The 24,945-nt window shown below is 63.5% G+C and carries 27 protein-coding genes; 16 read left to right on the top strand and 11 right to left on the bottom strand.

The genetic code is table 11. The annotated features are described in order from the left end of the window. Positions 1–90: 90 nt before the first annotated feature. Positions 91–2,265 (bottom strand): malate synthase G, encoded by a 2,175-nt coding sequence (locus ACT2BZ_RS10710; RefSeq protein WP_457940956.1) that lies wholly within the window; start codon positions 2,263–2,265, stop codon positions 91–93. Between the two features lie 269 nt (positions 2,266–2,534). Between ACT2BZ_RS10710 and ACT2BZ_RS10705 the strand changes: the two genes are divergently transcribed. From ACT2BZ_RS10705 to ACT2BZ_RS10695, 3 genes are all read left to right on the top strand, one after another. Continuing rightward, positions 2,535–3,302, top strand: a complete 768-nt coding sequence (locus tag ACT2BZ_RS10705) for an SDR family NAD(P)-dependent oxidoreductase (protein ID WP_457941273.1) — start codon at positions 2,535–2,537, stop codon at positions 3,300–3,302. Positions 3,303–3,485: 183 nt separating this feature from the next. Further along, entirely contained in the window at positions 3,486–4,361 is an 876-nt protein-coding gene (locus tag ACT2BZ_RS10700; RefSeq protein WP_457940954.1) for an SMP-30/gluconolactonase/LRE family protein, read from the top strand. Positions 4,362–4,379: 18 nt separating this feature from the next. After that, a complete protein-coding gene (locus ACT2BZ_RS10695; protein WP_457940953.1) occupies positions 4,380–5,435 on the top strand; it encodes a D-alanine:D-lactate ligase-like protein in 1,056 nt (351 codons plus the stop codon). 7 nt (positions 5,436–5,442) lie between these two features. Here ACT2BZ_RS10695 and ACT2BZ_RS10690 read toward each other — a convergent pair whose 3' ends face one another. Then, the gene (locus ACT2BZ_RS10690; protein ID WP_457940952.1) at positions 5,443–5,784 is read right to left on the bottom strand and encodes a septal ring lytic transglycosylase RlpA family protein; all 342 of its coding nucleotides are present in this window, start codon (positions 5,782–5,784) and stop codon (positions 5,443–5,445) included. Positions 5,785–6,034: 250 nt separating this feature from the next. Beyond that, the gene (locus ACT2BZ_RS10685) at positions 6,035–6,976 is read right to left on the bottom strand and encodes a nucleoside hydrolase (RefSeq protein ID WP_457940951.1); all 942 of its coding nucleotides are present in this window, start codon (positions 6,974–6,976) and stop codon (positions 6,035–6,037) included. Between the two features lie 130 nt (positions 6,977–7,106). On the opposite strand from ACT2BZ_RS10685, the gene ACT2BZ_RS10680 reads away from it, so the two are divergent. Both ACT2BZ_RS10680 and ACT2BZ_RS10675 read left to right on the top strand, forming a co-directional pair. Beyond that, positions 7,107–7,532 carry an Hsp20 family protein gene (locus ACT2BZ_RS10680; RefSeq protein ID WP_457940949.1) on the top strand — a complete coding sequence of 142 codons (426 nt, stop codon included), beginning with the start codon at positions 7,107–7,109 and terminating at the stop codon, positions 7,530–7,532. A gap of 72 nt (positions 7,533–7,604) precedes the next feature. Beyond that, positions 7,605–7,862, top strand: coding sequence for a BQ00720 family protein (locus tag ACT2BZ_RS10675; protein WP_457940948.1), 258 nt, complete (start codon positions 7,605–7,607; stop codon positions 7,860–7,862). A 43-nt stretch (positions 7,863–7,905) separates the two neighbouring features. Here ACT2BZ_RS10675 and ptsN read toward each other — a convergent pair whose 3' ends face one another. The 6 genes from ptsN to lptC form a co-directional block, all read right to left on the bottom strand. Further along, positions 7,906–8,370, bottom strand: coding sequence for a PTS IIA-like nitrogen regulatory protein PtsN (gene ptsN, locus ACT2BZ_RS10670; RefSeq protein WP_457940947.1), 465 nt, complete (start codon positions 8,368–8,370; stop codon positions 7,906–7,908). 50 nt (positions 8,371–8,420) lie between these two features. Then, positions 8,421–8,999, bottom strand: a complete 579-nt coding sequence (hpf, locus tag ACT2BZ_RS10665) for a ribosome hibernation-promoting factor, HPF/YfiA family (RefSeq protein ID WP_457940946.1) — start codon at positions 8,997–8,999, stop codon at positions 8,421–8,423. Between the two features lie 244 nt (positions 9,000–9,243). Then, the gene (gene rpoN, locus ACT2BZ_RS10660; RefSeq protein ID WP_457940945.1) at positions 9,244–10,770 is read right to left on the bottom strand and encodes an RNA polymerase factor sigma-54; all 1,527 of its coding nucleotides are present in this window, start codon (positions 10,768–10,770) and stop codon (positions 9,244–9,246) included. A 197-nt stretch (positions 10,771–10,967) separates the two neighbouring features. After that, positions 10,968–11,780 carry an LPS export ABC transporter ATP-binding protein gene (gene lptB / locus ACT2BZ_RS10655; RefSeq protein ID WP_457940944.1) on the bottom strand — a complete coding sequence of 271 codons (813 nt, stop codon included), beginning with the start codon at positions 11,778–11,780 and terminating at the stop codon, positions 10,968–10,970. After that, positions 11,780–12,319 (bottom strand): LptA/OstA family protein, encoded by a 540-nt coding sequence (locus ACT2BZ_RS10650; RefSeq protein WP_457940943.1) that lies wholly within the window; start codon positions 12,317–12,319, stop codon positions 11,780–11,782. The genes lptB and ACT2BZ_RS10650 overlap by 1 nt, the downstream gene beginning before the upstream one ends. Further along, the gene (gene lptC / locus ACT2BZ_RS10645; RefSeq protein WP_457940942.1) at positions 12,306–13,082 is read right to left on the bottom strand and encodes an LPS export ABC transporter periplasmic protein LptC; all 777 of its coding nucleotides are present in this window, start codon (positions 13,080–13,082) and stop codon (positions 12,306–12,308) included. Before lptC ends, ACT2BZ_RS10650 begins: the two co-directional genes overlap by 14 nt. A 290-nt stretch (positions 13,083–13,372) precedes the next feature. On the opposite strand from lptC, the gene sppA reads away from it, so the two are divergent. The 10 genes from sppA to olsB all read left to right on the top strand — a co-directional run bounded on the left by sppA (position 13,373) and on the right by olsB (position 23,049). Then, positions 13,373–14,326, top strand: coding sequence for a signal peptide peptidase SppA (gene sppA, locus ACT2BZ_RS10640; protein ID WP_457940941.1), 954 nt, complete (start codon positions 13,373–13,375; stop codon positions 14,324–14,326). An 83-nt stretch (positions 14,327–14,409) separates the two neighbouring features. Beyond that, complete coding sequence (locus tag ACT2BZ_RS10635; protein WP_457940940.1) at positions 14,410–14,694, top strand: integration host factor subunit beta; 285 nt, start codon at positions 14,410–14,412, stop codon at positions 14,692–14,694. A gap of 31 nt (positions 14,695–14,725) precedes the next feature. After that, complete coding sequence (locus ACT2BZ_RS10630) at positions 14,726–15,058, top strand: LapA family protein (RefSeq protein ID WP_457940939.1); 333 nt, start codon at positions 14,726–14,728, stop codon at positions 15,056–15,058. 34 nt (positions 15,059–15,092) lie between these two features. Beyond that, positions 15,093–16,067, top strand: coding sequence for a bifunctional Delta(1)-pyrroline-2-carboxylate/Delta(1)-piperideine-2-carboxylate reductase (gene lhpI, locus ACT2BZ_RS10625; protein ID WP_457940938.1), 975 nt, complete (start codon positions 15,093–15,095; stop codon positions 16,065–16,067). Between the two features lie 92 nt (positions 16,068–16,159). Next, positions 16,160–17,206: a class I SAM-dependent methyltransferase gene (locus ACT2BZ_RS10620; RefSeq protein ID WP_457940937.1), complete on the top strand. Its 1,047-nt coding sequence runs from the start codon at positions 16,160–16,162 to the stop codon at positions 17,204–17,206. After that, positions 17,203–18,063, top strand: a complete 861-nt coding sequence (locus ACT2BZ_RS10615; RefSeq protein ID WP_457940936.1) for a TrmH family RNA methyltransferase — start codon at positions 17,203–17,205, stop codon at positions 18,061–18,063. Before ACT2BZ_RS10620 ends, ACT2BZ_RS10615 begins: the two co-directional genes overlap by 4 nt. Then, on the top strand, positions 18,060–18,551 hold the full coding sequence (gene lspA, locus ACT2BZ_RS10610) for a signal peptidase II (protein WP_457940934.1): 492 nt from the start codon (positions 18,060–18,062) through the stop codon (positions 18,549–18,551). The genes ACT2BZ_RS10615 and lspA overlap by 4 nt, the downstream gene beginning before the upstream one ends. 50 nt (positions 18,552–18,601) lie before the next feature. Then, on the top strand, positions 18,602–19,591 hold the full coding sequence (acuI, locus tag ACT2BZ_RS10605; RefSeq protein WP_457940933.1) for an acrylyl-CoA reductase (NADPH): 990 nt from the start codon (positions 18,602–18,604) through the stop codon (positions 19,589–19,591). 98 nt (positions 19,592–19,689) lie between these two features. After that, on the top strand, positions 19,690–21,978 hold the full coding sequence (locus ACT2BZ_RS10600; protein WP_457940931.1) for an ATP-binding protein: 2,289 nt from the start codon (positions 19,690–19,692) through the stop codon (positions 21,976–21,978). Positions 21,979–22,230: 252 nt separating this feature from the next. Further along, positions 22,231–23,049 carry a l-ornithine N(alpha)-acyltransferase gene (gene olsB, locus ACT2BZ_RS10595; RefSeq protein ID WP_457941272.1) on the top strand — a complete coding sequence of 273 codons (819 nt, stop codon included), beginning with the start codon at positions 22,231–22,233 and terminating at the stop codon, positions 23,047–23,049. 61 nt (positions 23,050–23,110) lie between these two features. Here the strand turns inward: olsB and ACT2BZ_RS10590 are convergent, their stop codons facing one another. Together ACT2BZ_RS10590 and grpE are read right to left on the bottom strand one after the other, a co-directional pair. Then, positions 23,111–23,743 (bottom strand): trimeric intracellular cation channel family protein, encoded by a 633-nt coding sequence (locus ACT2BZ_RS10590; protein WP_457940929.1) that lies wholly within the window; start codon positions 23,741–23,743, stop codon positions 23,111–23,113. Between the two features lie 37 nt (positions 23,744–23,780). Continuing rightward, positions 23,781–24,416: a nucleotide exchange factor GrpE gene (grpE, locus tag ACT2BZ_RS10585; RefSeq protein WP_457940928.1), complete on the bottom strand. Its 636-nt coding sequence runs from the start codon at positions 24,414–24,416 to the stop codon at positions 23,781–23,783. A gap of 250 nt (positions 24,417–24,666) precedes the next feature. Between grpE and ACT2BZ_RS10580 the strand changes: the two genes are divergently transcribed. Beyond that, the gene (locus tag ACT2BZ_RS10580; RefSeq protein ID WP_457940927.1) at positions 24,667–24,888 is read left to right on the top strand and encodes a hypothetical protein; all 222 of its coding nucleotides are present in this window, start codon (positions 24,667–24,669) and stop codon (positions 24,886–24,888) included. Positions 24,889–24,945 lie beyond the last annotated feature (57 nt).

Below are 24,945 nucleotides of genomic sequence, written 5' to 3'. Positions count from 1 at the left end.
TTCATCCAGCCGGATGGCGGCGTCGACAACCTGTCGGCAAAGCCGACGCTACCGAAAGGCGCGGCGGCCGGGCCCCGGTCAGCGCTGGAGTCAGCCCTGCGCACGCGATGCCTTGAGCTCAAGGCGGCGCGCATGCAGCACCGGCTCGGTATAGCCGCTCGGCTGCTCGCGCCCCTTGAAGACGAGATCGCAGGCGGCCTGAAAGGCAATTGAGCCCTCGAAATTCGCCGCCATCGGGTGGTACAGCGGGTCGCCTTCGTTCTGGCGGTCGACGACACCGGCCATCCGCTTCATCGTCTCCATCACCTGGGCCTGGCTGCACACGCCGTGGTGCAACCAGTTTGCAATGTGCTGCGAGGAGATTCTCAGGGTCGCACGATCTTCCATCAGGCCAACATCGTTGATGTCCGGAACCTTCGAGCAGCCGACGCCCTGGTCGATCCAGCGCACGACATAGCCAAGTATTCCCTGCGCGTTGTTGTCGAGCTCCTTCTGGATTTCCTCGGGCGTCCAGTTCGGACGCACGGCCACCGGGATGGACAATATGTCCTCAAGCTTCGCCTTCGGCCGGTCCTTCAGTCTCGCCTGCACGGCGTGCACGTCGACTTTGTGGTAATGGGTGGCATGCAGCGTAGCCGCCGTCGGGGATGGCACCCAGGCGGTATTGGCGCCGGCCTGCGGATGCGCGATCTTCTGCTCCAGCATCGCCGCCATCAGATCGGGCATCGCCCACATGCCCTTGCCGATCTGCGCGTGGCCCGCCAGTCCGCATTCGAGCCCAACATCGACATTGCGTGCCTCGTAGGCGGAAATCCAGGCCGATTGCTTCATGTCGCCCTTGCGGATCATCGGGCCGGCTTCCATCGAGGTGCGGATCTCGTCGCCGGTGCGATCGAGGAAGCCGGTGTTGATGAACACCACGCGCTCCCTGGCGGCCCTGATGCATTCCTTGAGGTTAACCGTCGTGCGGCGCTCCTCGTCCATGATGCCCATCTTCAGCGTGTTCGGCGCGAGGCCAAGCATCTTCTCGACCCGACCGAATATCTCGACCGCGAAGGCGACTTCCTCCGGTCCGTGCATCTTCGGCTTGACGATGTACATCGAGCCGGCGCGCGAGTTCTTGCGACGTCCCTTGGGCCCGATGTCGTGCATGGCGATCAGCGCCGTGACCGCAGCGTCCATCATTCCCTCCGGGACCTCGTTGCCATCGGCGTCGAGGATCGCGGGATTGGTCATCAGGTGTCCGACATTGCGAACCAGCATCAGCGAGCGGCAGACCAGTTCGAAGGGCGATCCGTCCGGCGCCGGGTAGGTGCGGTCGGGGTTCAGCCTGCGCACGAAGCTCTTGCCGCCCTTGGTGACTTCTTCTTCGAGGTCGCCCTTCATCAGGCCAAGCCAATTGCGATAGGCCGAGACCTTGTCCTCGGCATCGACGGCGGCGATCGAATCCTCGAAATCCTGGATCGTCGTCAGGGCCGATTCCAGCCAGACATCGGATATGTGGGCAGGATCGGACTTGCCAATCGTCGATGTCGCGTCGATCAGGATCTCGATGTGGATGCCGTTGTTGGCCAGCAGAACCCGCTCGGGCGAGGCCTTTTCGCCGATGTAGCCGGCGAACTTCTCCGGCTGTTTCAGGCCGGCGCTGCCGCCATCGAGCTTGGCTACCAGCCGGCCCCCTTCGATCGAGAAGCCGCGCGCGTCCTGCCAGGCGGCGCCGTCCAGCGGAACGGCCTCGTTCAGAAAGTCGCGCACCCAGCCAATCACCTTTTCGCCGCGAACAGGGTTGTAGCCCTTGCCCTTGTTGGCGCCGCCGTCCTCCGGGATGGCGTCGGTGCCATAGAGCGCGTCGTAGAGCGAACCCCAGCGCGCATTTGCGGCATTGAGGGCATAGCGCGCATTGGCCACCGGCACGACGAGCTGCGGCCCGGCCACCGTCGAGATTTCGGGATCAACATTGTCGGTGGTCACGCTGAAGGCCGGGCCTTCGGGCACGAGATAGCCGATATCGGTCAGGAACGACTTGTAGGCTTCCATGTCGGAAGGAGCGCCATGATCGCGGTGCCAGGCGTCGATGGCCTCCTGCAAGGCGGCGCGCTTGGCAAGAAGGTCGCGATTGCGCGGCGCGAGATCGCCAACGACCGAGGCGAGACCGCTCCAGAACCCGGCTTCGTCTACGCCCGTTCCCGGCAGGACCTCGCCAGAAACGAAGTCATGCAGCGCGCGTGCAACACGCAGGCCAGAGATCTCTACGCGATCGGTCATTAATTGGGCTCCAGTGAACGGAATACGGCCTTCGGAATCGACCGGCTTTTGACCATGCCAGGCCAAGACGGTCAATTCTCCATAGGGTGCAAGCACTTGTCGCTCCTGCACGCAAGCACCTGGTTGGCGGATAGATGGAGCAGTACGCCTCCGTTCTCAACGTACCCGGCCGCAAAAAATCGCTGGAGACGGCCCTTGCCCTGATCCGCACCTTCGCCGATACGTTGTGCCTGCACCGGCAGGCAAGCATTCAGGGAGGTCATTTTCAGGTGATACCTTCAGCGAAATTTTCAGACCTCGAAGACGCCTCTGTCCTTATCACCGGGGGCGGAAGCGGCATCGGCGCCGCCCTTACGGAAGGATTTGCCCTGCAGGGGAGCAAGGTCGCCTTCATCGACATCGCCGACGAGCCGAGCCGAGAACTCTGCTACCGCGTCGAGAAATCCGCCGGCAGACGGCCTCTCTATCTCAACGCCGACCTGCGTGACATTGATGCTCTGCGGGCAGCGGTTGCCGCTGCGTCCGAGGCGCATGGGCCGATTACCGTGCTGATCAACAACGCGGCCTATGACCAGCGCCACAGGGTCGACGCGGTGACTCCGGACTTCTGGGATGAAAACCAGGCGATCAACCTGCGCCCGCATTTCTTCACCGCGCAGGCCGTGGCGCCGGGAATGAAAAAGGCCGGCAAGGGTTCGATCATCAACTTCACCTCGACCTCCTTCATGATGAACAACCCTGACATGCCGTCCTACACGGCCGCAAAGGCCGGCATCATCGGCCTCACCAAGGGACTTGCAGGCAGGCTCGGCAATGACGGTATCCGGGTCAATGCGGTGGCGCCCGGCTGGGTCATTACCGAGCGCCAGCGCAAGCTTTGGGTTACCCAGGCTTCCCTCAAGGCGCATGTCGACAAGCAGAGTATCCATCAGGTCATGTATCCAGACGACCTCGTGGGCCCCTGCCTTTTCCTGGCATCCGATGCCGCACGCATGGTTTCGGCCCAGACGCTGGTCGTCGACGGGGGATACCTATGAACCAGACGATGCTTGCCGCTTTCACGGCGCCCGTGCGAACGCAGAAGGGGCCGTGGGTACAGGCGCCCACGCCATGCGCACGGCCTCGGGCGCATCGGCGGTGAAGTTCTTGCTGGCGAGCGCACCGGGGCCGAGCGGTAGTTCGGCGGCGCCCCGGGACAAAGTCTTTGAGGAAGCCGATACGTGAACACACCCGTCTCAATCCTGTCCGATATCGATTGCCAGCTCGGCGAAGGTCCGACCTACGACCCGAACACGGGAACCTTGTTCTGGTTCGACATCACCGGCAGAATACTGCTCGAGAAGCCGATGCCGGGCGGCGGCGTCAAGGTCCACAACCTGCCGGAGATGACGAGCGCGCTGGCCGGGATCGACGACGACCGCCAGCTCCTCGCCACAGAGACCGGACTGCATGTACGCGATATCCGTTCGGGCGAGATCACCCCGCACAGGGCGATCGAGGCAGACAATCCGGTCACGCGTTCCAATGATTGCCGGGTGCATCCGTCGGGTGCGTTCTGGGTCGGCACGATGGGCAAGAGGGCGGAAAAGAAGGCGGGCGCGATCTACTGGTATTTTCGCGGCGAGCTTCGCACGCTCTATGCCGGCATCACCATTCCCAACTCGATATGTTTCTCGCCCGACGGCGCGACCGCCTACTTTACCGACACCGACCTCAATCTCCTGATGCGGGTCGACTGCGATCCGCTCTCGGGACTGCCGATCGGCGAACCGTCAGTGTTCTTCGATCAGAGCGGTGGCACCGGCGGCCTCGACGGATCGGTGGTTGATGCCGATGGCGTCCTGTGGAACGCGCGTTGGGGCGCGGCAAGCCTTGATGCCTATGCACCGGACGGAAGGCGTGTCAGGTCGGTCGCGATACCGGCGCGGCAGACCACCTGTCCTGTCTTCGTCGGTCCCAGAGCCGATCGCATCGCCGTGACCTCGGCCTGGCAGGACATGGATGCCGGCGCCCGTGCTGGCGATCCGCATGCCGGCAAGACATTCCTGGTCGAGCTGCCGGTCAACGGCCGGCTTGATCCGCGCGTCGCCATCTGAGAGCAGAGGTTTGCGCACATGAGCAACAACAGGCCCAGACTGGTCCTCGTCTATGAACCGGAGGAGGCCTGCCGCGCGCGGCTAAGGCAGGATGGGTTCGCCGAACGACAGGCGCTGGAAATCTCGTCGTACCTCGCGCAATCGACTGATCTCGCGCCCGAATTCGGCGCCATCGGTGCGGCTTGCAACGAGCGTGGACTGGGTTTCGAGGCAGTCGCGCTCGACGACGCGCCGGCGGCACTTGCGCGCCACTCCGTGCAGCCGACACTCGTCTGGACCCTGACCGACGGGATCGCCTACTTCCGCGGCAGCGCGGGACCGATGCTGGCGCGGCTGAACGGACTGCGAACGCTCGGTGCCGACGATTCCCTGTTCTCGCTCTGTCAGGACAAGTTCCGCTCCGGCGCGGTGCTCGCCGCGCTCGGCCTGCCGGTTCCTCCGGCGGGGCTCGCCCACGACGGGCAATGGCTGGTCGAGCCGCCAACCTCGGCGCGCGGCTATTTCGTCAAGCCCAACCGGCTTGGCGCCAAGATCGGCATCTGGCCGGATTCGCGCACCGACGCGCTTGATGACGCGCTTGATCTCAGCCGACGTGTCCATTCGGCCTATCGCGACAGCGTGGTCGTGCAACCCTATGTCCCGGGCCGAAACGTGCGGGCGAGTTTCCTCGGCGTCGAGCCTGGCGCAGGCATCGAGGCGCTCGGCATCTTCTTCGTCGATTCCGGCAACGACTTCCAGACAATGGACGACAGCATGGCGCTCTATGGCGAAACCGGCAGCCAGGCGGCCGCAGACGGCAGGTACCGCGAACCGGTGCTGGTTGCCGTCGCTGACAGCCAGCCCGGAGCGGCACAGAAGATCCGCGAGATTGCGGCCGGCATGATGAGCGGGCTCGGCCTGCGCGACGTCTATTCTGCCGACTTCAGGGTCGAGCCGGACGACACCGTACACCTCATCGAGTTCGAGGTCTGTCCGGGCCTGCCCTGCTTCGATTTCCGCGACTACTGCCGCTCGGTATGGGGTCTAGACCTGGCCGATGCAATGGCGGCAACCGCCGCAGCCAGGCTCCTCTGACGTTCGATCAGGCCTTGGCCATGCAGATCTTGGTGACGCCCTTGTCGATGAAGCCGAGCTTCTTGGCAGCCGCCTTCGACAGGTCGATCATGCGCCCCTTGATGAAGGGCCCGCGGTCATTGATGCGCACGACGACGGACTTGCCGTTGCGCTGATTGGTAACCTTCAGCTTGGTGCCGAACGGCAATGTCCGGTGCGCGGCCGTCAGTTCGGCCGGGTTCATCTGCTCGCCCGATGCCGTTTGCGAATAGAGCGCATACCAGGAGGCACTGCCGCACTGGGCGGAAGCGGGCGTCGCGCCCGAAAAAAGTACAGCCGTCAACGCGGCCGCAGTCATTGCGGCTTTCATACCCATCATCCTTGAAAACTCTCCGTCCTAACTCGCGGGCGTTGCTAGCGGGCGACTAAGGCAACAATTGAGGCAGGGATCGGGCAGTTCCGTGACTGGTCCACACGTTTCTCAACCGAGCGAAACACTTCGTCAGACGCGGGATATGCTATTGCCGCCGCCACGTCTGGAAACGCAGCAGCAATTCTTCTGGGAATATCCTGAACGGATGTCGCGTCATCGCCGCGGCATCTTCGGACGAGGCAGCCGCCTAGAGTCGGCCGATTCGCTCGATCAGAAGCTCGAAAAATCCCTCGTGATCGATGTCTCGCATGAAGGTAGCGTTCTTCGGACGCTTGGTGACGCCCCACCAGTCGGCGACCGTCATGCCCATGGTCAGTTCGGAGGCGGTCTCGACCGTGACGTTGCAGAAACGGCCGGAGAAAAGCTCCGGCTTCAGCAGCCAGGCGATCACGCAGGGATCATGCAGCGGCCCACCGTCGGTGCCGTATTTCTGCTCGTCGAAGCGCTCGAAGAATTCGAGCATGTCGGCCACCGCGACGCAGACCCTGGTGCCGCGGTTGCGAAAGGCCGCCGTCCGCTTGGCCGTTGTCAGCGCCTTGTGGGTGCAGTCGAGCGGCATCATGACGATTGGAACGCCGGACTTCAGCACCACGTCGGCGGCGTGCGGGTCGACATAGATGTTGAACTCGGCCGTCGGCGTCACATTGCCGCCCTCGAAGAAACCGCCGCCCATCAGCACGATCTGCTTGATGCGCGGCGCGATCTTGGGCTCGCGGTTAAGCGCCTGTGCGACATTGGTGAGCGGGCCGAGAGCGCAAAGCGTCACCGTGCCGCTTTCCTCGCGCATCAGCGTCTCCACGATGAAGTCGACGGCATGCTGCGCCTGCAGGGGCATGGTCGGTTCGGCCAGCTGCGGGCCGTTGAGGCCGGTCTTGCCGTGCACTTCCTCGGCGGTGACGAGCTGGCGCACCATCGGGCGTATGGCGCCGGAAAAAACCTTCGTTTCCGGCTTGCCCGCGAGTTCGCAGATCTTCCGCGCATTCTTCTCGGTCAGCCTGAGCGGCACGTTGCCGGCGACCGCGGTGATGCCCAGCACATCAATCTCGGGACTCGCCAAGGCCAGCAGAATGGCGACTGCGTCGTCCTGGCCGGGGTCGGTGTCGATGATGATGGGCATGGAGGAAGGCATGATGTTTCCTTGTAATGCGGCGTCTGAAAAGGCTTGAAGTTGAGTTTGGCTGGAACCATATCTCTGGTCAGTGTGAAAGATGCCTTTCGGGTCTTTCGCTATTATGTCGCTCGCAGAGGACACCGTAACGATGAGCCGTATGACGCCTTTTTCGAGTCCGCTCTTGCTCGGCTTCGATGCCATGGAAAAGACGCTCGAACGCCTGTCCAAGACCGGCGATTCCTATCCGCCCTACAATATCGAACGACTGCATGGAACCGATGGAACCGCACAGCAGTTGAGAATTACGCTGGCGGTGGCAGGGTTCGCCGAGGAAGACCTCGAAGTCACAACCGAGGAGAACCAATTGGTGGTGCGGGGAAGGCAGACCGACGAAACCGAACGGGACTATCTGCATCGCGGAATAGCTGCGCGACAGTTCCAGCGCTGCTTCGTGCTGGCGGATGGAATGCGGGTAACGGCCGCTGAACTGAAGAACGGCCTGCTGGCGATTGATCTCGACCGACCAGAACCGCAGAAGCTGGTACAAAAAATAAACATTTCGGTGAAAGACTGATCTCGTCCTGCTCCGAAATATTGGCTCGATGGCGGGTCGGTCGGAATGACGCCCCGCAAACTGGAGGCTAGCATGACCCATAGTGACGAAACCCAGACCTTCACGCAGTCTGACCTCGCCCATCTCGGCGAGGGCACGGTGGCCTATCTTCGCGAAATCGGCAGCGACGAGCTGATGGGCAAGTTCCCGAACCTGCCCGAAATCGCCCCGAACACCAAGCTTTGGGCGCTGTTTGCAGCCAATGGACAGCCGATCCTGCTGTCCGACGCTCGTGAACGCGCGATCGCCGGAGCGTTCGAAAACGACCTTACGCCGGTCAGCATTCACTGACCGGGGCCGGTCAGGCCCCGCTGGTCTGACCGCAAGCATCGATTCAGGCTGCTTTCGACCCTTGGGTCTCTGACAGCAACGCATGAATGGCGGTGGCGTCACGGGTACCGCGTACCTTCGCCACCGTATCCGCGTCGCGCAGCACGCGGGCGATACGCGACAAAGCCTTCAGATGATCCGCCCCGGCTCCCTCCGGGGCGAGAAGTAAGAACACCAGATCGACCGGCTGATCATCCAGCGCCTCGAAGTCGATCGGCGTTTCCAGCCTCGCGAAAACACCGCTGATCTGCTCGACTCCGCCAAGCTTGCCGTGCGGTATTGCGATGCCGTTGCCGACGCCCGTCGAACCCAGGCGCTCGCGCTGCAAGATCGTGTCGAAGATTTCGCGCTCCGGAATGCCCGTAATGGCTGATGCGCGCTCGGCCAGAAGCTGCAGAAGCTGCTTCTTCGAATTGGCCTTCAGCGCTGGCATGATTGCGGGAACTTCGATGAGATCACTGAGATCCATTGCAAAAATCCTCGTGGTCTTTCCGGCCATCGCCGGGAGACGCATTTTCGTCAGGCCGACAAGGCCGTTGACGGGTCGATCCAGCCAATATTTCCGTCGCCGCGGCGGTAGACGATATTGACCTGGTTGTTGCCGGCGTTGCGAAATACAAAGACCGGGCTGTCCTTCGTGTCCAGTTCGATGATGGCGTTCGCCACCGACATGGTACGCAGCGACAGCGTTGATTCGGCGACGACGGCGGGTGCGAAGTCTTCCGGCACCTCCTCATCCTCGTCGGCCACAGGCGCCATCACCCGATAAGCCATGTCTTCCTTGAGATTGGCGTTTGCGGCCGAATCATATGACTTCAGGCGGCGCTTGTAGCGCCTGAGTCGCTTCTCGATTCGGTCGGAAGCAGCCTCAAAGGCTGCCTGAGGATCATAGGCCTCGCCTGCAGCCTGCAGGTCCATGCCGCTGTCCAGGAAGATGACGCAGTCAGCCGAAAAGCGAGATCCCGACTTTTCCACCGTCACATGCCCGGAAAAGCCGCCGTCGAAGTACTTTTCGACCGCGTCGCCGATCCGGCTTTCGATGCGCGTACGGAACGCATCGCCGATGTCCATGTGCTTACCCGAGATCCGCAGGCTCATTTTGTTATCGACCTTCCCTGTTCAGACTCTGGATGTCCGAGAGTTTATACTCGTGGCGGATGCACACAAGCTTCGCAGCGGCACCCAGGCCGATTTACGGTTCGAACTTTCTGGTTGATCAACAAGCCGTTTCGGACGGCGCCTTCAACAGTCAGGCCATCTGCCCTGTCCATGCGGGCGGGCTTCTAGTCACTTCATCGGGGAATGTCAATGAAGCTTGGGCAGGGCGGAATCGGGCGCAGAATTAGCGTCCGGCGGTCGCCAGGGCCCGTTTTTCGCGGCGGCGCTGCACGGAGGACGGAATGCTCATGCCTTCCCGATACTTGGCCACGGTCCGACGCGCGATGTCGATGCCACTTTTCCTCAACATATCCACAATCGCGTCGTCGGAGAGCACATTTGCGGGCCGCTCCTCGTCGATCATCTGCTTTATGCGGTCGCGCACCGATTCCGACGAATGGGCGTCGCCGCCGCCCGATGCGGCAATCGAGACCGTGAAGAAATAGCGCAGTTCAAACACGCCGCGCGGCGTCAGCATGTACTTGTTGGCGGTTACGCGGCTGACCGTCGATTCATGCATGCCGATGGCGTCAGCAACCGTGCGCAGGTTGAGCGGGCGCAGGTGGCGCACGCCATGGACCAGAAAGGCGTCCTGCTGCCTTACGATTTCCGATGTCACCTTGAGGATCGTCTTGGCACGCTGGTCGAGGCTGCGCGTCAGCCAGTTGGCGTTCTGCAAGCACTCGGACAGGAAATCGCGCTCCGCCGGGTTCTTGGCCTGGCCCGACACCTGGGCGAAATAGATGTTGTCAACAAGCACGCGGGGAAGCGTCTCGGGGTTGAGCTCGACGGTCCAGCTGCCGTCACTTGCGGCGCGCACCTCGACATCGGCGACGATGGCGTCCGTGTGACCGCCGGTAAAGCCGGTTCCGGGCCGCGGGTCGAGCAGCCTGATCTCGGCCATCATGTCGAGAAGGTCTTCCTCGTCGACCCCGCACAGGCGCTTGAGCGCGGAAAAGTCGCGGCGTGCCAGCATTTCGAGGTTGCCGAGCAGCGTCTGCATTGCAGGATCCAGCCGGTCACGCTGCGCCAGTTGCAGCGCCAGGCATTCGGCAAGGTCGCGGGCGAATATTCCCGCTGGTTCGAATGTCTGGCAGATGGCGAGCACCTTTTCGATCTCTTCGACCTCGACGCCCAGCCGCTCCACGATGTCGGCGAAATCTGCCCGCAGGTAGCCGCCTTCGTCGAGGTTGTCGGTCAGTTCGCGCGCAATCAGACGGGCAGCCGGCTCTGCGAAAGCGAAGGCGATCTGCTCTCCGACATGGTCGCGCAGAGTGACGGCGCTGGCCGCCATGTCGTCCATGTCGAACGGATCGCCTGAACCGCCGGCATTGCCGCTGCTGCCGCTGCCGGCCGATTTCCACTGTGCTGTCAGGTCCGGGCCGAGGCGCTCGCCCGTGCCCGGATCGTCCGGGAAAACGTTCTCGAGCGAACTGTCGAGCTTGTCGGCCATCGCCTTGGACGTCCAGGCCGGCTCTCCGTCCTGCCAGTCGTCGTCGCCCTGATCGCTGCTGCTCTTCTGCAACTGATCGGTGGCCGCATCGTCGCGCGGCTCGGCGCGGTCGATCAGCGGGTTGCGCTCGATCTCCTCGTCGACGAACTGCTCGAGCTCGCGATGCGTCATCTGCAGCAGCTTTATCGACTGCATCAGCTGCGGCGTCATGACCAGCGACTGCGACTGCCTAAGCTGCAATTTGGCGGAAAGCGCCATTACCCGATACATCCCCGTGCAACCGTCACCCCGGCAGCGAGAGGCTCCAGGTGACAATTATGCGACCGGTCATAAAAACTGGCCCGGCTTTTGCTTGTCAAGGCGAATGACTAGCAGGGACCGCTTACCGGGGGGTTATTGGGGTCGATAGAATGGTTTTCGATCCGTCCAGGGGTGGAAAACGGGAGTGGCTCGCCTCAAAGCGTGAAACCCTCGCCGAGATAGAGGCGCCGGACGTCGGGATTGGCCACCACCTCGTCGGCCTGGCCGTGGGTCAGCACCTCGCCGGCATGAATGATGTAAGCGCGGTCGATGAGGCCAAGCGTTTCGCGGACATTATGGTCGGTGATCAGCACGCCGATGCCGCGCTGGGTCAGGTGGCGAACAAGCTGCTGGATGTCGGCGACGGCGATAGGGTCGATGCCTGCAAAGGGTTCGTCAAGCAGCATGTAGTGCGGCCGGCTGGCGAGTGCCCGGGCGATCTCAAGGCGGCGACGCTCGCCACCGGACAGCGACAGCGACGGCGCGGCGCGCAGATGCGAGATGTGGAACTCCTCGAGCAGGGCATCGAGATCGATCTCGCGCTGCTTGCGGCTCTTTTCCACGACTTCGAGCACGGCGCGGATGTTCTGCTCTACCGTCAGGCCGCGAAAGATCGAGGCTTCCTGCGGCAGGTAGCCTATGCCAAGCCGCGCGCGGCGGTACATCGGCATGGACGTAACGTCGAAACCGTCGATCTCGATAGTCCCCTGGTCGACGGGCACGAGGCCTGTGACCATGTAGAAGCAAGTCGTCTTGCCGGCCCCGTTGGGGCCGAGCAGGCCGACGGCCTCGCCGGCCCTGACACCGAGCGAAACGCCGTTGACGACCCTGCGGCCCTTGTAGCTCTTGGTCAGCCCCTTGGCGATCAGCGTGCCCTTGAAGGCCGCGATGTCACTTCTGCGGATCGCAGGCGCTGCCGGCCCGCGCGTGCCGAACAGGCGCGAGAAGAAGGACGGCTGACTGTCCATTACTTCTTGGACTTCGGATCGATCTTCATCTGGACGCGACCCGAGCAGCCGTCGACCTGGGCGCGGCCGGTCTTCATCTGCACGGTCAGCTTGCAACCGGTCAGGACGTTGCTGCCTTCAGACAGCACCACCTTGTTGCCCGACATGACAAGGACTTCCGTCTTCATGTCGAAGACGCCGGAATCGCCCGTCGCGACCTGGTTGTCCGACTTGACGTAGACCTTGCCGTCGACTTCGAGCTTCTCGATGTTCGACGAACCGGTTGCGGCCGAGCCGCCGTCCTTGGCGTAATGGACCGTCATGCGTCCTGCCTTGAGAAGGGTCGGGCCTTGGGTCACGGCGACATTGCCGGTGAAGACCGCGATGTTGTCTTCCTCGCGGACCTCGAGCTTGTCACTCTCGATGGCGATCGGCTCTCCGCCATTGAGGCGCAGGCCGGAAATGCGGCTCTCGCTCTCGGCCTGAGCCTGCGCCGCACCCGCGCTGAAACCAAGCGCCAGCAGCGCCGCAAGACATACATGGGACCTAGTTGGACGCATCGGTGTCTCTCCTGGCCGCCTCAGCAGCCTTTACTCTGTCCGGGTCAATGTTCACGCGGACCTTCGTTTCGAAGATAACGCGATTGCCATTGTCGAGAATTGCCATTGACCCTGCGGTAATCGTTGAGCCATTGGATTGAATATCGACGGGCTGACTTGTTTTCAAGTTGCCATTGTTGATGTCCAGAAAGGCGGACTGCAACTTGGCGATCAGGCCATCGCTCGTCGTCACCGTGATAGCGGTATCCACCTCAAGCGTGTTCTCGATGCGGTTGAAGACGCCGCTCTCAGTCTGAACGCGGGCCCAGTTGTCCTCGTTCAGAGGCATTTTGGCATCGATGCCCTCAAGCGTGACGATGCCCTGTTCCTCGAAATCCTGCAATGCGCGCCCGGCAATCATCGAATAGGGCAGGCCCTTCTTGGTGAAGCCTTCAAGTTTCGGATTTGCCATCACCAGCTTGCCGTCAGCAACGTCCGTGCCCTGTTCCACGACCTTCACCGCCGGCGGTGCCGACATCATCGACATGGAAATGAAACCGGCTGCCAGCAATACCGCGGCGACCGGCAGCACGAACTTCAGACGCCGGACATTGCGCGAATGGCGCGCGGCACGGCCGAACGCATCCGTGCGTGACCGGACTGTCCGGTGCATCGACGCCATGGACAGCTCCGCCTGATCTTCAGTCGTACCGATCGTTTGCGCCAACGCGCCCGCCTTCCGTCTGCCTTCGTCCGATAACGACGGACAGATCGCTCCGCCCATCGGGTACCGAATATCCAGTTCGCCTTGGATGATGCCGGGGGCACCATGATTGATGGACCTTCTCTGCGGTCCACTTCGGTTAGAGTTCCGCCCGAGCTCGCGTTCGTGCCCAAGCCGCCAGCACATCACGAAATCTTACAGGCATGCGATTTGCACCCCAATATGGTTATTTTGGGAAGTTTGACCAGCCCGTCTTGCGGGAACGCAGCATTGGCGACAGATGAAAGCGGTGGCGGTGGAGAAACGCATGCTCTAAAACGCGACGGATTTTCAGCACGGGAGCACTCGACATGGCCATGCGGGCCGACGACTTGATCGACCGTCGCCGACTGCGGCGCAAGCTCACCTTCTGGCGGGTTGCGGCACTTGGCATCGTTGCAGTCGGCCTTGCGGCCGCCGCGGCATGGACGATGCGCGACGGCCTCGGCGGACTGGCTGCCGACCACATCGCAAAAGTGCGCATCGAGGGCACGATCACCGAGGACGACGAACTGCTCGAGCGTCTGGAGAAGATCCGCAAGGCGCCCGCTGTCAAGGGCGTGATCCTTGCCGTTGACTCGCCTGGCGGCACCACTGCCGGGGGTGAGGCCATCTTCGAGGCGGTACGCCTGCTTGCCGCCGAAAAACCCGTGGTCGCCCAGGTCGGCACGCTGGCCGCCTCAGCAGGTTACATGATCGCCAGCGCGACAGATCACATCGTCGCCCGGAAATCGTCGATTATCGGCTCGATCGGCGTTCTCGTGCAGTTTCCCAACGTCACCGGCCTGATGGAAAAGGTCGGCATCAAGCTCGAGGAAGTGAAGTCTTCTCCCCTCAAGGCCGAGCCTTCGCCCTTCAACGCGACGACCGAGCCAGAACGCGCCATGCTGCGTGCAATGATCCTCGACAGTTATGACTGGTTCAAGGGACTGGTGGCCGAACGCCGGCCCCTGTCGGCCGCCGAAGTGGCGCTTCTCGCCGACGGCTCGGTGTTCACCGGTCGTCAGGCGCTGAAGAACAAGCTGGTCGACGAACTCGGCGGCGAGAGCGCGGCGATCGGATGGCTGGAAACCAAGGGAGTCGACGCCGAATTGAAGGTCATCGAGTGGAAGCAGAAGGACGACAGCTCGCTGTTTCCCTTGCCGCAGGCAGTGGCGGCCGTCGCCCGGCTGCTCGGCATTCCGGAAGACAGCGCTACCATTTTGAACGAACTTGGCGCCGAACGCTTGTTCCTTGACGGTCTCGTATCCGTCTGGCACCCTTAGCCGGGGTCACCAGCAGCGATAAAAAAAGACAATAAAATCATTCGCATATTCTTCAGTCTGTGATTGTGGCGGGGATCGCTCCTATGATTAAATCTGAACTCGTGCAGCTCATTGCGTCACGAAATCCGCATCTGTTTCTGCGCGACGTCGAGAACATCGTCGGCGCCATCTTCGAAGAGATCACCGATGCACTCGCCGATGGCAACCGTGTAGAGCTTCGCGGCTTCGGCGCCTTTTCGGTCAAGAACCGGCCGGCGCGCACGGGCCGCAATCCCCGCACCGGGGAATCGGTCGAGGTCGAGGAGAAATGGGTGCCTTTCTTCAAGACGGGCAAGGAATTGCGCGAACGGCTGAACGGCAGCAAGTGAGACTGCCGCCCCAAAGCTACCGGAAGAAAACATGCTGAACCGATTTGTGCTGATTGCGATCGTCGTCCCCCTGGCCATCATCCTGGTGGCGTTGGCCGTGGCCAATCGCAATCCCGTGGCCTTCACGCTCGATCCCTTCAATCCGGGCAATCCTGCGCTGACCATGCAACTGCCGCTGTTCGTACTGCTGTTCCTCGCGGTCGGCATCGGCATGATCGTCGGCAGCCTGGCAACCTGGTTCAAGCAGGGCCGCTACCGCAAGATGGCGCGCCACCGCAGCCAGGAGGCAGACATGCTGCGCCAAGCCGCGGCGCGGGCGCCCGGCGACAAGGCTCCTTCCCAGGTCGCGCTGCCGCATCCCTAGCAACAGTCCGGCGGCGGCCGGCGGAGTTCCACAGATGCTGACCATTTCGGCGGACGATATCGACCGCGCCCTGACCTTTCCGGGATTGGTCGAGACGCTGCGCGAGGCCTTCTCGGCCGGCGCGGTGCAGCCGGTGCGCCATCATCACACGATCGAACGGCCCGACGGCGCGGCCTCTACGCTGCTGATCATGCCGGCCTGGTCGGATTTCCAGGCCGCGGGCACCTCGAAGGACGGCTATATCGGCGTCAAGGTCGTCACCGTGTCGCCCAACAATAACAGCATCGGCAAGCCGGCCGTCATGGGTCTTTATCTCCTGCTCGACGGCACAACCGGCGAGCCGCGGGCGCTGATCGATGGACAGCGGCTGACGCAGTGGCGCACGGCCTGTGCATCGGCGCTCGCGGCAACCTACCTGGCGCGCGAAGATGCCTCGCGCCTGCTGATCGTCGGCGCCGGTGCGCTTGCGCCCTTTCTTGCGAATGCGCACGCCGCTGTGCGGCCGATCCGCGAGATACGGATATGGAACCGCACACCAGCCAATGCCCAAAAGGTGGCGGCCGCACTCGAAATTCCCGGCGTCTCGGTCTCGGTAGCCACCGACCTCGATGAGGCGCAGGGCTGGGCCGACATCATCTCGTCGGCGACCATTTCGACCGAACCGCTCGTCAAGGGCGCGCTGCTGCGCCCCGGCGTGCATGTCGACCTTGTCGGCGCCTTCACGCCTGACATGCGCGAGAGCGACGACGAGGCGGTGCGGCGCGCCCGCGTCTTCGTCGATACGCGCGCCGGCGCCAGCAAGGAAGCGGGCGATATCGTGCAGCCCCTAAGAGCCAAGGTCATCGACCCGGACCATATCGTTGCCGACCTGCACGAGCTTGCGCGCGGTCAGAAGACCGGCCGCGAAACGAGGGACGATATCACGCTCTTCAAGTCGGTCGGCGCCGCACTCGAGGATCTCGCCGCCGGCATCGCGGTCTACAAGGCGTTGCGACCCACTGCCGCCTGACCATCGATTGCCGTAGCAGGTTCGGCGCTTTGTTGCGCCGACTTCTGGCCTATGGCAGAAGCAGCCAGCACCCCCGCCGGAGAGCCGTCTCGTTGAGCCAGAAGCGCGCCAAACGCCCAGACCGTCGTCGCGAGCACGGCGCGCCCAAGCCGCAGGCAAGACCCGCGCAGGCGCGCCCTGACGCCGACGAACCGCGGCAGGCGCCGCACCCGCCGGCCACGCTGAAGCGCCGCGACGCACCCTTGCCGGCCGAACGGCTGCCCCTCATCCTCGAGGTCAAGCCGAACGACGACTACGCGCTGCTCGATAGCGGCGACGGCCAGAAGCTCGAGCAGTACGGCGCCTACCGCATCATCCGCCCCGAGAACCAGGCGATCTGGTTGCGCGCCCTGCCCGAGCGCGACTGGCAGAATGCCGACGCGATCTTCACCGGAGACACCGAAGAGGAAGGCCTTGGCCGCTGGCGGTTCCCCGGCACGCCGCTCGGCGAGACCTGGCCAATGCGCCACGACGGCATCCATTACCTCGGCCGCTTCACCTCGTTCCGCCATGTCGGCGTGTTTCCGGAACAAGCCTCGCATTGGGATCACATGGCCGGGCTGATCGAAAAGGCCGGACGTCCGGTGAAGGTGCTGAACCTCTTCGGCTACACGGGCGTCGCCTCGCTGGTCGCCGCGCGTGCAGGCGCCGAAGTCACTCATGTCGACGCCTCGAAGAAGGCAATTGGCTGGGCCCGCGAAAACCAGGCCATAGCCGGCCTGCAGGACAAGCCGATCCGCTGGATCTGCGAGGATGCTATGAAATTCGCCGAGCGGGAAGAACGCCGCGGCAGCGCCTATGACATCATCCTGTTCGACCCGCCGGCCTATGGACGCGGCCCGAAGGGCGAAGTCTGGCAGCTCTTCGCCGACCTGCCGGCACTGGCCGATCTCTGCCGCCGAATCCTGACGCCGAAGCCGCTCGCTGTCGTGCTGACGGCCTATTCCATCCGCGCCTCCTTCTTCGCCATCCACGCGCTGATGCGCGACAGTTTCGCCGGCATGGGTGGAACCGTCGAATCCGGGGAGTTGATCATCCGCGAGAAGTCGGCCGGCCGTGCCCTCTCGACATCGCTCTTCTCGCGCTGGGTGGCCTCATGAGCGAGCATCGTGCCAGCGGCGCGCCGGGCCAGGTCAAGGAAATAACCAGCCTTGCCAATCCGCTGATCAAGGACATCAAGTCCCTGGCGCTGAAGAAGTACCGCGACCAGCAGCACGCTTTCATGGCCGAGGGACTGAAGCTGATCATCGACGCCTTCGAACTCGGCTGGTCGATCCGCACGCTGGTCTATGCCAAGGCGGCGCGCGGCAATGCCGCCATCGAAAAGATCGCCGCGCGCACCGTCGCCTCCGGCGGTACCGTGCTGGAGGTCAGCGAGAAGATCCTGACTGCGATCACCCGCCGCGACAACCCGCAGGCGGTCGTGGGCGTCTTCGCACAGCGCCTTACCGCACTCGGCGACGTCAGACCCGGCAACGACGACGTCTGGGTCGCCCTCGACCGGGTCCGCGATCCCGGCAATCTAGGCACCGTCATCCGTACCGTCGACGCCGTTGGCGCAAAGGGCGTCATCCTCGTCGGCGAGACGACCGATCCGTTCTCGCTCGAAACGGTGCGCGCAACGATGGGATCGATCTTCGCCGTACCGGTCGCAAAGGCCTCGCCAGAGGCCTTCCTTGCCTGGCGGAAGGGTTTTCCCGGCCTGGTGGCCGGAACGCATCTCAAGGGCGCGGTCGACTACCGCTCGGTCGACTATTCGGGCCGCCCGGTGCTTCTCCTGATGGGCAACGAGCAGCAAGGCCTGCCCGAAGACCTCGCTGCCTCGTGCGATCGGCTGCTCAAGATCCCGCAGGCGGGTCGGGCCGATTCGCTCAATCTCGCGGTTGCCACCGGGGTCATGCTCTACGAGGTCCGGCGCGGTGCGCTTGCCATCGGCGATGGGGAGGCCGACGCTTGAAGCCGCTCATGTCCTATACGCTGGTCGTCGCCGTCGCCGTGGCGCTCGACCAGTGGATCAAGCATCTTGTCGAGACCGGGCTCGTCATGCACGAGCAGGTAGACATCCTGCCCTTCCTCGCGCTGTTTCGCACCTATAACACCGGCGTCGCCTTCTCGATGTTCTCCTCCTTCGGTGACACGGGCCTGATCGTCCTTTCTCTCGCCGTCATTACCTTCGTGCTCTATCTGGCGAGCCGCACGGAGCCCGGGCAGGTCCTTGCGCGGCTGGGCTTTGCGTTGATCGTGGGCGGGGCCATCGGCAACATCATCGACCGCACCCTGCATGGTCACGTCATCGACTACATCCTCTTCCACACGCCCGTCTGGTCGTTTGCCGTGTTCAACCTGGCCGACGCCTTCATCACCATCGGCGCCCTGATCGTGCTCGCCGACGAGTTCCTCGGCTGGTCACGGCAGGACGACAAGGATCGACCTTCGGCCGATTGACCGCGTTCGGCCGGCACTCCAATCTGCAGCCCTAAACAGGAAAAAAGAAGATGAGCGACAGATTCAAGGCAATCCTGATTTCGCGCGATGCGGAAAAAAAGCAATCCGTCGAGGTCACCGAACTCGGTGAAGCCGACTTCATGGAGGGTGACGTCACCGTTGCCATCGAAGCGACGACGATCAACTACAAGGATGGCCTCGCGATCACCGGCAAGGCACCGGTCGTACGGCGCTTCCCGCTGGTTCCCGGTATCGACTTCGCGGGCACGGTAGTCGCATCCGACAACGCCGACTGGAAGCCGGGCGACAAGGTGATCCTCAACGGCTGGGGCACCGGCGAGACGCACCACGGCGCGTTTGCCGGTAAGTCCCGGGTCAAGGGCGAATGGCTGGTACCGCTTCCGGCCGGCATGAGCGCGCGCGATGCCATGGCCGTCGGGACGGCGGGCTACACGGCCATGCTGTCCGTCATGGCGCTGGAGAAGCACGGCATCACGCCAGACATGGGGCCCGCAATCGTCACGGGTGCCGCCGGCGGCGTCGGCTCCGTGGCCATCTCGCTTCTTTCCGGCCTCGGCTACCACGTAATCGCCTCGACCGGACGGCCCGAGGAGAGCGACTTCCTGAAGCAACTCGGGGCCTCCGAGATCATCGAGCGCGACGAACTGTCGGGCCCGGCCAAGCCGCTCAACAAGGAGCGCTGGGCAGCGGGCGTCGACGCGGTCGGCAGCCATACGCTCGCCAACGTGTTGTCGATGACCTCCTACGGTGGCGCAATCGCCGCCTGCGGCCTCGCCGGCGGCATGGACCTGCCGTCCAGCGTCGCGCCCTTCATCCTGCGCGGCGTCTCGCTGCTCGGCATCGATTCCGTCATGGCACCGCGCGCGATGAGGCTTGAGGCCTGGCGGCGCATCGCCACCGAGCTCGATCACGCCAAGCTGTCCGCACTGTCCAGAACGATCGGATTCGACGATATTATCGCCTCGGCGCGCGATATCGTCGACGGCAAGATCCGCGGCCGCGTCGTCGTCGAAATGTGATTTGCCACATGGCGGATCGGCTGGCTCCCAGCCGATCCGCTAAAATGCGATCTTTCCTCCAAAAGCTTCCCTAATCTCTCTCTGCCAAGTGTTTGCGCATGATCGTGGACTCTGACAGCAGGGCGAAACCGCAGGCGCATTCTGGCACCGCAAGGCCGGTTGGCGGAGCGGTGAACCGGCGCATCATGGCGCCGCCTCCGCTTGCTCCGGTATTGCCCAAACGCGTGCCTCGCCTCCTGTCCTTCGCCACCATAGTTGCTGTTCTGATGCTGGCCGGCGTGGCCCGGTTGACGGGCGCTCCCGGATTCTTGGTCGTCAGCCTGCTGGTTACCGGCATTGCCGGCATCGTCCTGTTCGCCAGGGCTCTGAAGGCCGAAGGTCGCGCCGCTCTCATCCTCTCGGAAAGCGTCGCCCGCAGCCGCGCCGAGATCGAGAACATTGCCGACCGGATGTGGGAGCTGCAGGAGAGCGAGGAGCGGTTCCGCGGCCTCATCGACGCGCTCGGCGATCTCGTCGTCCACCGCGACCGGGACGGCTGCATCGTCTACGCCAACCGGGTGTTTGCAGAGCTTGTCGGCATGGATCAGCGCGAGCTGGTCGGCCTGACGCTGGCCGAGATCGGCATCGACGTCGGCGTGGTGCCGGACGCCGCCTTCTCGGAAGGCGAGTGCCTGAGTTCCACCGACGTCGAGATCCGCAGCGCCAGCGGGCCACGCTGGTTCTCCTGGATCGAGCTTTCGGTGCGCGACAAGGCAAGCGACGACGTCTCGCACCGCGCGATCGCGCGTGACATCACACCGCGCAAGCGCGCCGAAACGGCGTTGATAAACGCGCGCGAGCGCGCTGAATTCGCCAGCCAGGCCAAGTCGCGCTTCCTGGCCACTGTAAGCCACGAGATCCGCACGCCGATGAACGGCATCATGGGGATGGCCAAGCTGCTCGCCGACACAGAGCTCTCGCCGGAGCAGCGCACCTATGTCGGTGCCGTATCAACCTCGGCAAGCGCTCTGCTCGCGCTGATCGAGGACCTGCTCGACTATTCCAAGATCGAGGCTGGCCGCTTCGACGCCGAACCGCAGCCCATGTCGCCCCGCGAGATCGCCGACAATGTTGTCGAACTCCTCGCCGCCAAGGCCTTCGCCAAGGGGATCGGCCTTGGCTGCCACGTGGCGCCAGAGGTGCCGCGCCTGATCACTGCCGACCCCGGGCGCGTCCGGCAGGTGCTGCTCAACCTGCTCGGCAATGCGGTCAAGTTCACCGATACCGGCGGCATCCTGCTGACAATCACCCGGGTCGGCTCCAACCCCGGCGGGATACGCTTCTCTGTCGCCGACACCGGCCCAGGTCTGCTGCCGCAGGAGATGGACCGCATCTTCCAGGAATTCGAGCAGGCCGACGGTACGTCCACCCGCGTCCATGGCGGCGCCGGCCTCGGCCTCGCCATTTCCAAGCGGCTGATCGAATCGATGAACGGCGCGCTGTCGGTCACCAGCGAGCACGGCGAAGGCTCTGACTTCGTCTTCGAGATTCCGGCGGTCAGCGCCACGGAAGCGCCGCAGGAGCGCGGCAAGATTCTGGCCGGGCAGAAGGTGGTGGTACTGTCAAAGAACCTCGTCGAGGCGCGCGCCATCGCCATGACGATCCATGCCTATGGTGGCAGCGTGGCCATTGCCAGTTCCGTCTCGCAGGCCTCCACGATGGCGCAGGGCTGCAAGACGCTGCTGGTCGACGCGGCGATCGAGAAGGCCGACGGTCGCGTGCTCAAGCGGCTTCGCCAAGCCGGTTTCAACGCCGCCAACGCCATCACCATGATAGCGCCGACCGATCGCGGCATGCTTGGTGAGTTCCGCGCCAGCGGCTATTCGACGTTCCTCGCGCGCCCGGTGCGCGGCGAGACGCTGCTTCGCGTGCTGCTGTCTGCTTTGGCCACGAAGGAGGCGTCGGTCGAGCCCGCAAGAGAGCCCGGCATCAAGCCGGCGCGCAGGCGCGGACAGTTGCCAGGACTTTCGGTACTGGTCGCAGAGGACAATGAGATCAACGCCATGCTGGCGCGTTCGACATTGCTCAAGGCCGGTCACCGAGTCGACGTCGTGGGCAACGGCAAGGCAGCGGTGGAGGCGGTAACTGGTGCCGGGGGCAAGCGCCCCTACGACGTCGTTCTGATGGACCTGCACATGCCGGTCATGGACGGTCTCGACGCGATCGCCGCCATTCGTCGCTACGAGGAGGAGGTCGGCTCCCCGCCGATTCCGATCATGGTGCTTTCGGCCGACAGCCAGGAAAAGACCCGTCATGCCATCCTCGCTCATGGCGCGAGCGGCTTCGTGACCAAGCCGCTCGATCCCGATGCGCTGGTTCGCCTGGTGGAAGAACGCGCCGCGGCCTAAGGCCGTGTCCACACCGTCACGACTCCGGGCACATACGCCCCGAACCGATGTCGTTGTCATCCTGCTGAGCCGGCTACAGTCCGCTGTCTTGCCCGGTCCCGGCGAGCAAGCTAGTGTCACAATCCTGTTGCACTCCGTCCGTATCCCCGGCGCCATGAGGGATGGCTCGAAGGAGAATCACCTGTGCGTGCAGCCTTGCCGGAGCGTGAAATCCATCAGGCCCTATCGCCGGCCGCGGTCGATAGAAATGCGGTGAGCCGCTTCGATGCCGGCGCTCCGCTTGGCCGGATCGGCAGCCTAGAGGTCCGGTTGGCGCGCAGTCTCGACGAAATCTCCGCCGCCCAGGAAGTCCGCTACCGCGTTTTCTACGAGGAACTCGGCGCCAACAGCGCAGAACTCGATACTACCGAGCGACGCGACGCCGACCGCTTCGACCTCATTTGCGACCATCTGCTGGTTTTCGACACCGCCCTCCCCGGCCCCTGCCACAGGCAGATCGTCGGCACCTACCGGCTACTGAGTCAGGAAGCGGCCAACAAGGCCGGCGGTTTCTACTCCGATGACGAATTCGAGCTGAAGAAGCTGATCGCCCGGCATCCGGGCCAGCGGTTCCTTGAACTTGGCCGCTCCTGCGTGCTGCCCCAATACCGCTCCAAGCGCACGATCGAAGTTCTCTGGCAGGGCATCTGGGCCTATATCAACCAACACAACGTCGGCGTCATGACCGGCTGTGCCTCGTTCCACGGCGTCGTGCCGGCGGCACATGCCGAGGCCCTGTCTTTCCTGGCGCAGAACTGCCGGACCACGTCAGACTGGGACATCCGCGCCGTGGCGAGCCGCTACTGCTCGATGGATCTCATGCCGCCCGAGGCTGTCAGCATGAAGTCGGCACTCGCCGCCATGCCGCCGTTGATCAAGGGCTATCTCAGGGTTGGCGCACGGGTCGGCGACGGCTGCGTCATCGACCACCAGTTCGGCACCGTCGACGTCTTCATCGTGATGCCGGTGAAGGAGATCGCGGCCCGGTACGTCATTTACTATGGCGGCGAGGGGCAGCGCTACGCGGCCTGAGGCCGACAGCGCGCGCGACTAGCCATGGCTGAACCCCGGGACGCGCAGGCCCATTCGAGCGTCATGGAATGTCTTCCGGCCGTCGGCCTGGCCGCGCCCGGTAGGGTGGAAAGCTCCATCCAAACCTGATCGCGCCGCCGCGCACGGCAAAGGCACAACCAAAAGCAATCAGCGCTGCCGCGAAGCCCGGCAGGTAGGCGATATCGGCCAGCGTGTAGACGGCGGCTCCGGCCATTGCGGCCGAAACGTAGATTTCAGGCTTGATCAGCACCGAGGGTTCGCCGACCAGCAGATCGCGCAGGATGCCACCGAATGTCGCCGTCAGCATGCCCATGACGATGGCGACGACAGGCGAGCCGGTGATCGCCATGGCCTTGGCCGCACCCATCACCGAAAAGGCGGCGAGGCCGACGGCATCAAGCCAGATCAACAGCCTGTAGCGGGATTCCACAAGGTGCGCGGTGAAGTAGACGATTACCGCCACCGCGGCGCTGATGAGCACGTAGTGGTGATTGCCGACCCAGAAGACTGGGATGTTGAGGATGACGTCGCGCAAGGTTCCGCCGCCAATGGCGGTAACGTTCGCCAGGAACAGGAAGCCGATGATATCGAGCTGCCGGCGCGAGGCAGCCAACGCGCCGGTCGCGGCAAAAACCGCGACACCGGCATAGTCGAGAAGCTGGATTGCGTTCATCGCTCCCGCTTACCGGAATGCGATGGCGCCGGATAGGTCAGGCGTCTTTTTCGGCCTGTTCGTTGACCGGACCGGGCTCCGGCGGCGCTTCCGGGGTAACATGCTTGGGACCGCCCTTGGCGACGCCCACCATAGCCGGCCGGAGCACCCGATCACCGATCGAATAGCCCGGCTGCACCACCTGAACGACCGTGTTGGCCGCAACGTCGGGGTTGGGAACCTCGAACATTGCCTGATGGAAGTTCGGGTCGAATTTCTCGCCTTCCGGCGCGAGCTTCTTGACCCCGTGACGCTCCATCGCGGAAAGCATGGCACGCTCGGTCAGTTCGACGCCCTCGATGAGGGCGGTGAAGCCAGCGTCGCCGGAACTCTTCGCCTCGGCCGGAATGGCGTCGAGGGCACGGCGCAGATTGTCGGAAACCGACAGCATGTCGCGCGCGAAGTTCGCCACCGCATAGGCACGTGCATCATGCACGTCTCGCGCCGTGCGGCGACGCAGGTTCTCCATGTCGGCCGCAACGCGCAGCGCACGGTCCTTCAGCTCCTCGTTTTCCTTCATCAGGCGCAACAGGGCCTCGTAGTCGCCGTCGGTCGTCCCTTCCGGGCGCTCGGCTTTGGCTTCGGGCATCTGGGCGTCGTCAGGCGCGTGTTCGTCTTTTGAGGTGTCGCTCATCGCGTTCTGTCATCTCGGCACTGTTTGAAGTCGTGCCGCATATCGATGTTTGACGGCCAAAAATCAAGGGGTAAAGGCCTAGGACAGCGATCGCCGAAACCTGCCATGGCGGGACCGGCTGTTACAGGCAGGCAACGCGATCGATACAAATTTAGATAAACTTTACCATATCTTGTGGCGCACTGTCCGTTAGCCGCCGAAAGCTGGAACCATTCCAATGCGCGGGTAGTTTTGCTCCCAACAGAAGGCATTGGAACCCATGAACGCCAGAATACCCGATACACCCGGCAGCCTGCCGGTGGAAATCCGGCGCCAGCTCGGCTCCCCGGCAATGACGCGCTTCGTCCACTCGCTTCCAAGCTTTGGCGATCCGCCAGAGACGGACGACCGCTTCGCGACCCTGCTCGACGAACTGGATCGCGTGGAAAGCCGCAGAAAACAGGCCCGCAGCGCAAACATGACAGGGAATTAACGTAAGTTCTCGCTTCTATCGCTTGCCTGATACGCGCCGCTCTGCATAGGGTCGTCC

The organism is Mesorhizobium sp. 10J20-29 (assembly GCF_054130485.1).
The sequence above is the reverse complement of the archived record's forward strand: the minus strand, read 5'-3'. Positions and strand labels throughout refer to the sequence as shown.

What these genes read in the sequence shown, in the direction of transcription:
- ACT2BZ_RS10710 (WP_457940956.1), bottom strand. Translation starts at nt 2,265, where the DNA reads ATGACCGATCGCGTAGAGATCTCTGGCCTGCGTGTTGCACGCGCGCTG.
- ACT2BZ_RS10695 (WP_457940953.1), top strand. Translation starts at nt 4,380, where the DNA reads ATGAGCAACAACAGGCCCAGACTGGTCCTCGTCTATGAACCGGAGGAG.
- ACT2BZ_RS10690 (WP_457940952.1), bottom strand. Translation starts at nt 5,784, where the DNA reads ATGAAAGCCGCAATGACTGCGGCCGCGTTGACGGCTGTACTTTTTTCG.
- ACT2BZ_RS10685 (WP_457940951.1), bottom strand. Translation starts at nt 6,976, where the DNA reads ATGCCTTCCTCCATGCCCATCATCATCGACACCGACCCCGGCCAGGAC.
- ACT2BZ_RS10680 (WP_457940949.1), top strand. Translation starts at nt 7,107, where the DNA reads ATGAGCCGTATGACGCCTTTTTCGAGTCCGCTCTTGCTCGGCTTCGAT.
- ACT2BZ_RS10675 (WP_457940948.1), top strand. Translation starts at nt 7,605, where the DNA reads ATGACCCATAGTGACGAAACCCAGACCTTCACGCAGTCTGACCTCGCC.
- ptsN (WP_457940947.1), bottom strand. Translation starts at nt 8,370, where the DNA reads ATGGATCTCAGTGATCTCATCGAAGTTCCCGCAATCATGCCAGCGCTG.
- hpf (WP_457940946.1), bottom strand. Translation starts at nt 8,999, where the DNA reads ATGAGCCTGCGGATCTCGGGTAAGCACATGGACATCGGCGATGCGTTC.
- rpoN (WP_457940945.1), bottom strand. Translation starts at nt 10,770, where the DNA reads ATGGCGCTTTCCGCCAAATTGCAGCTTAGGCAGTCGCAGTCGCTGGTC.
- lptB (WP_457940944.1), bottom strand. Translation starts at nt 11,780, where the DNA reads ATGGACAGTCAGCCGTCCTTCTTCTCGCGCCTGTTCGGCACGCGCGGG.
- ACT2BZ_RS10650 (WP_457940943.1), bottom strand. Translation starts at nt 12,319, where the DNA reads ATGCGTCCAACTAGGTCCCATGTATGTCTTGCGGCGCTGCTGGCGCTT.
- lptC (WP_457940942.1), bottom strand. Translation starts at nt 13,082, where the DNA reads ATGGGCGGAGCGATCTGTCCGTCGTTATCGGACGAAGGCAGACGGAAG.
- sppA (WP_457940941.1), top strand. Translation starts at nt 13,373, where the DNA reads ATGGCCATGCGGGCCGACGACTTGATCGACCGTCGCCGACTGCGGCGC.
- ACT2BZ_RS10635 (WP_457940940.1), top strand. Translation starts at nt 14,410, where the DNA reads ATGATTAAATCTGAACTCGTGCAGCTCATTGCGTCACGAAATCCGCAT.
- ACT2BZ_RS10630 (WP_457940939.1), top strand. Translation starts at nt 14,726, where the DNA reads ATGCTGAACCGATTTGTGCTGATTGCGATCGTCGTCCCCCTGGCCATC.
- lhpI (WP_457940938.1), top strand. Translation starts at nt 15,093, where the DNA reads ATGCTGACCATTTCGGCGGACGATATCGACCGCGCCCTGACCTTTCCG.
- ACT2BZ_RS10615 (WP_457940936.1), top strand. Translation starts at nt 17,203, where the DNA reads ATGAGCGAGCATCGTGCCAGCGGCGCGCCGGGCCAGGTCAAGGAAATA.
- acuI (WP_457940933.1), top strand. Translation starts at nt 18,602, where the DNA reads ATGAGCGACAGATTCAAGGCAATCCTGATTTCGCGCGATGCGGAAAAA.
- ACT2BZ_RS10600 (WP_457940931.1), top strand. Translation starts at nt 19,690, where the DNA reads ATGATCGTGGACTCTGACAGCAGGGCGAAACCGCAGGCGCATTCTGGC.
- ACT2BZ_RS10590 (WP_457940929.1), bottom strand. Translation starts at nt 23,743, where the DNA reads ATGAACGCAATCCAGCTTCTCGACTATGCCGGTGTCGCGGTTTTTGCC.
- grpE (WP_457940928.1), bottom strand. Translation starts at nt 24,416, where the DNA reads ATGAGCGACACCTCAAAAGACGAACACGCGCCTGACGACGCCCAGATG.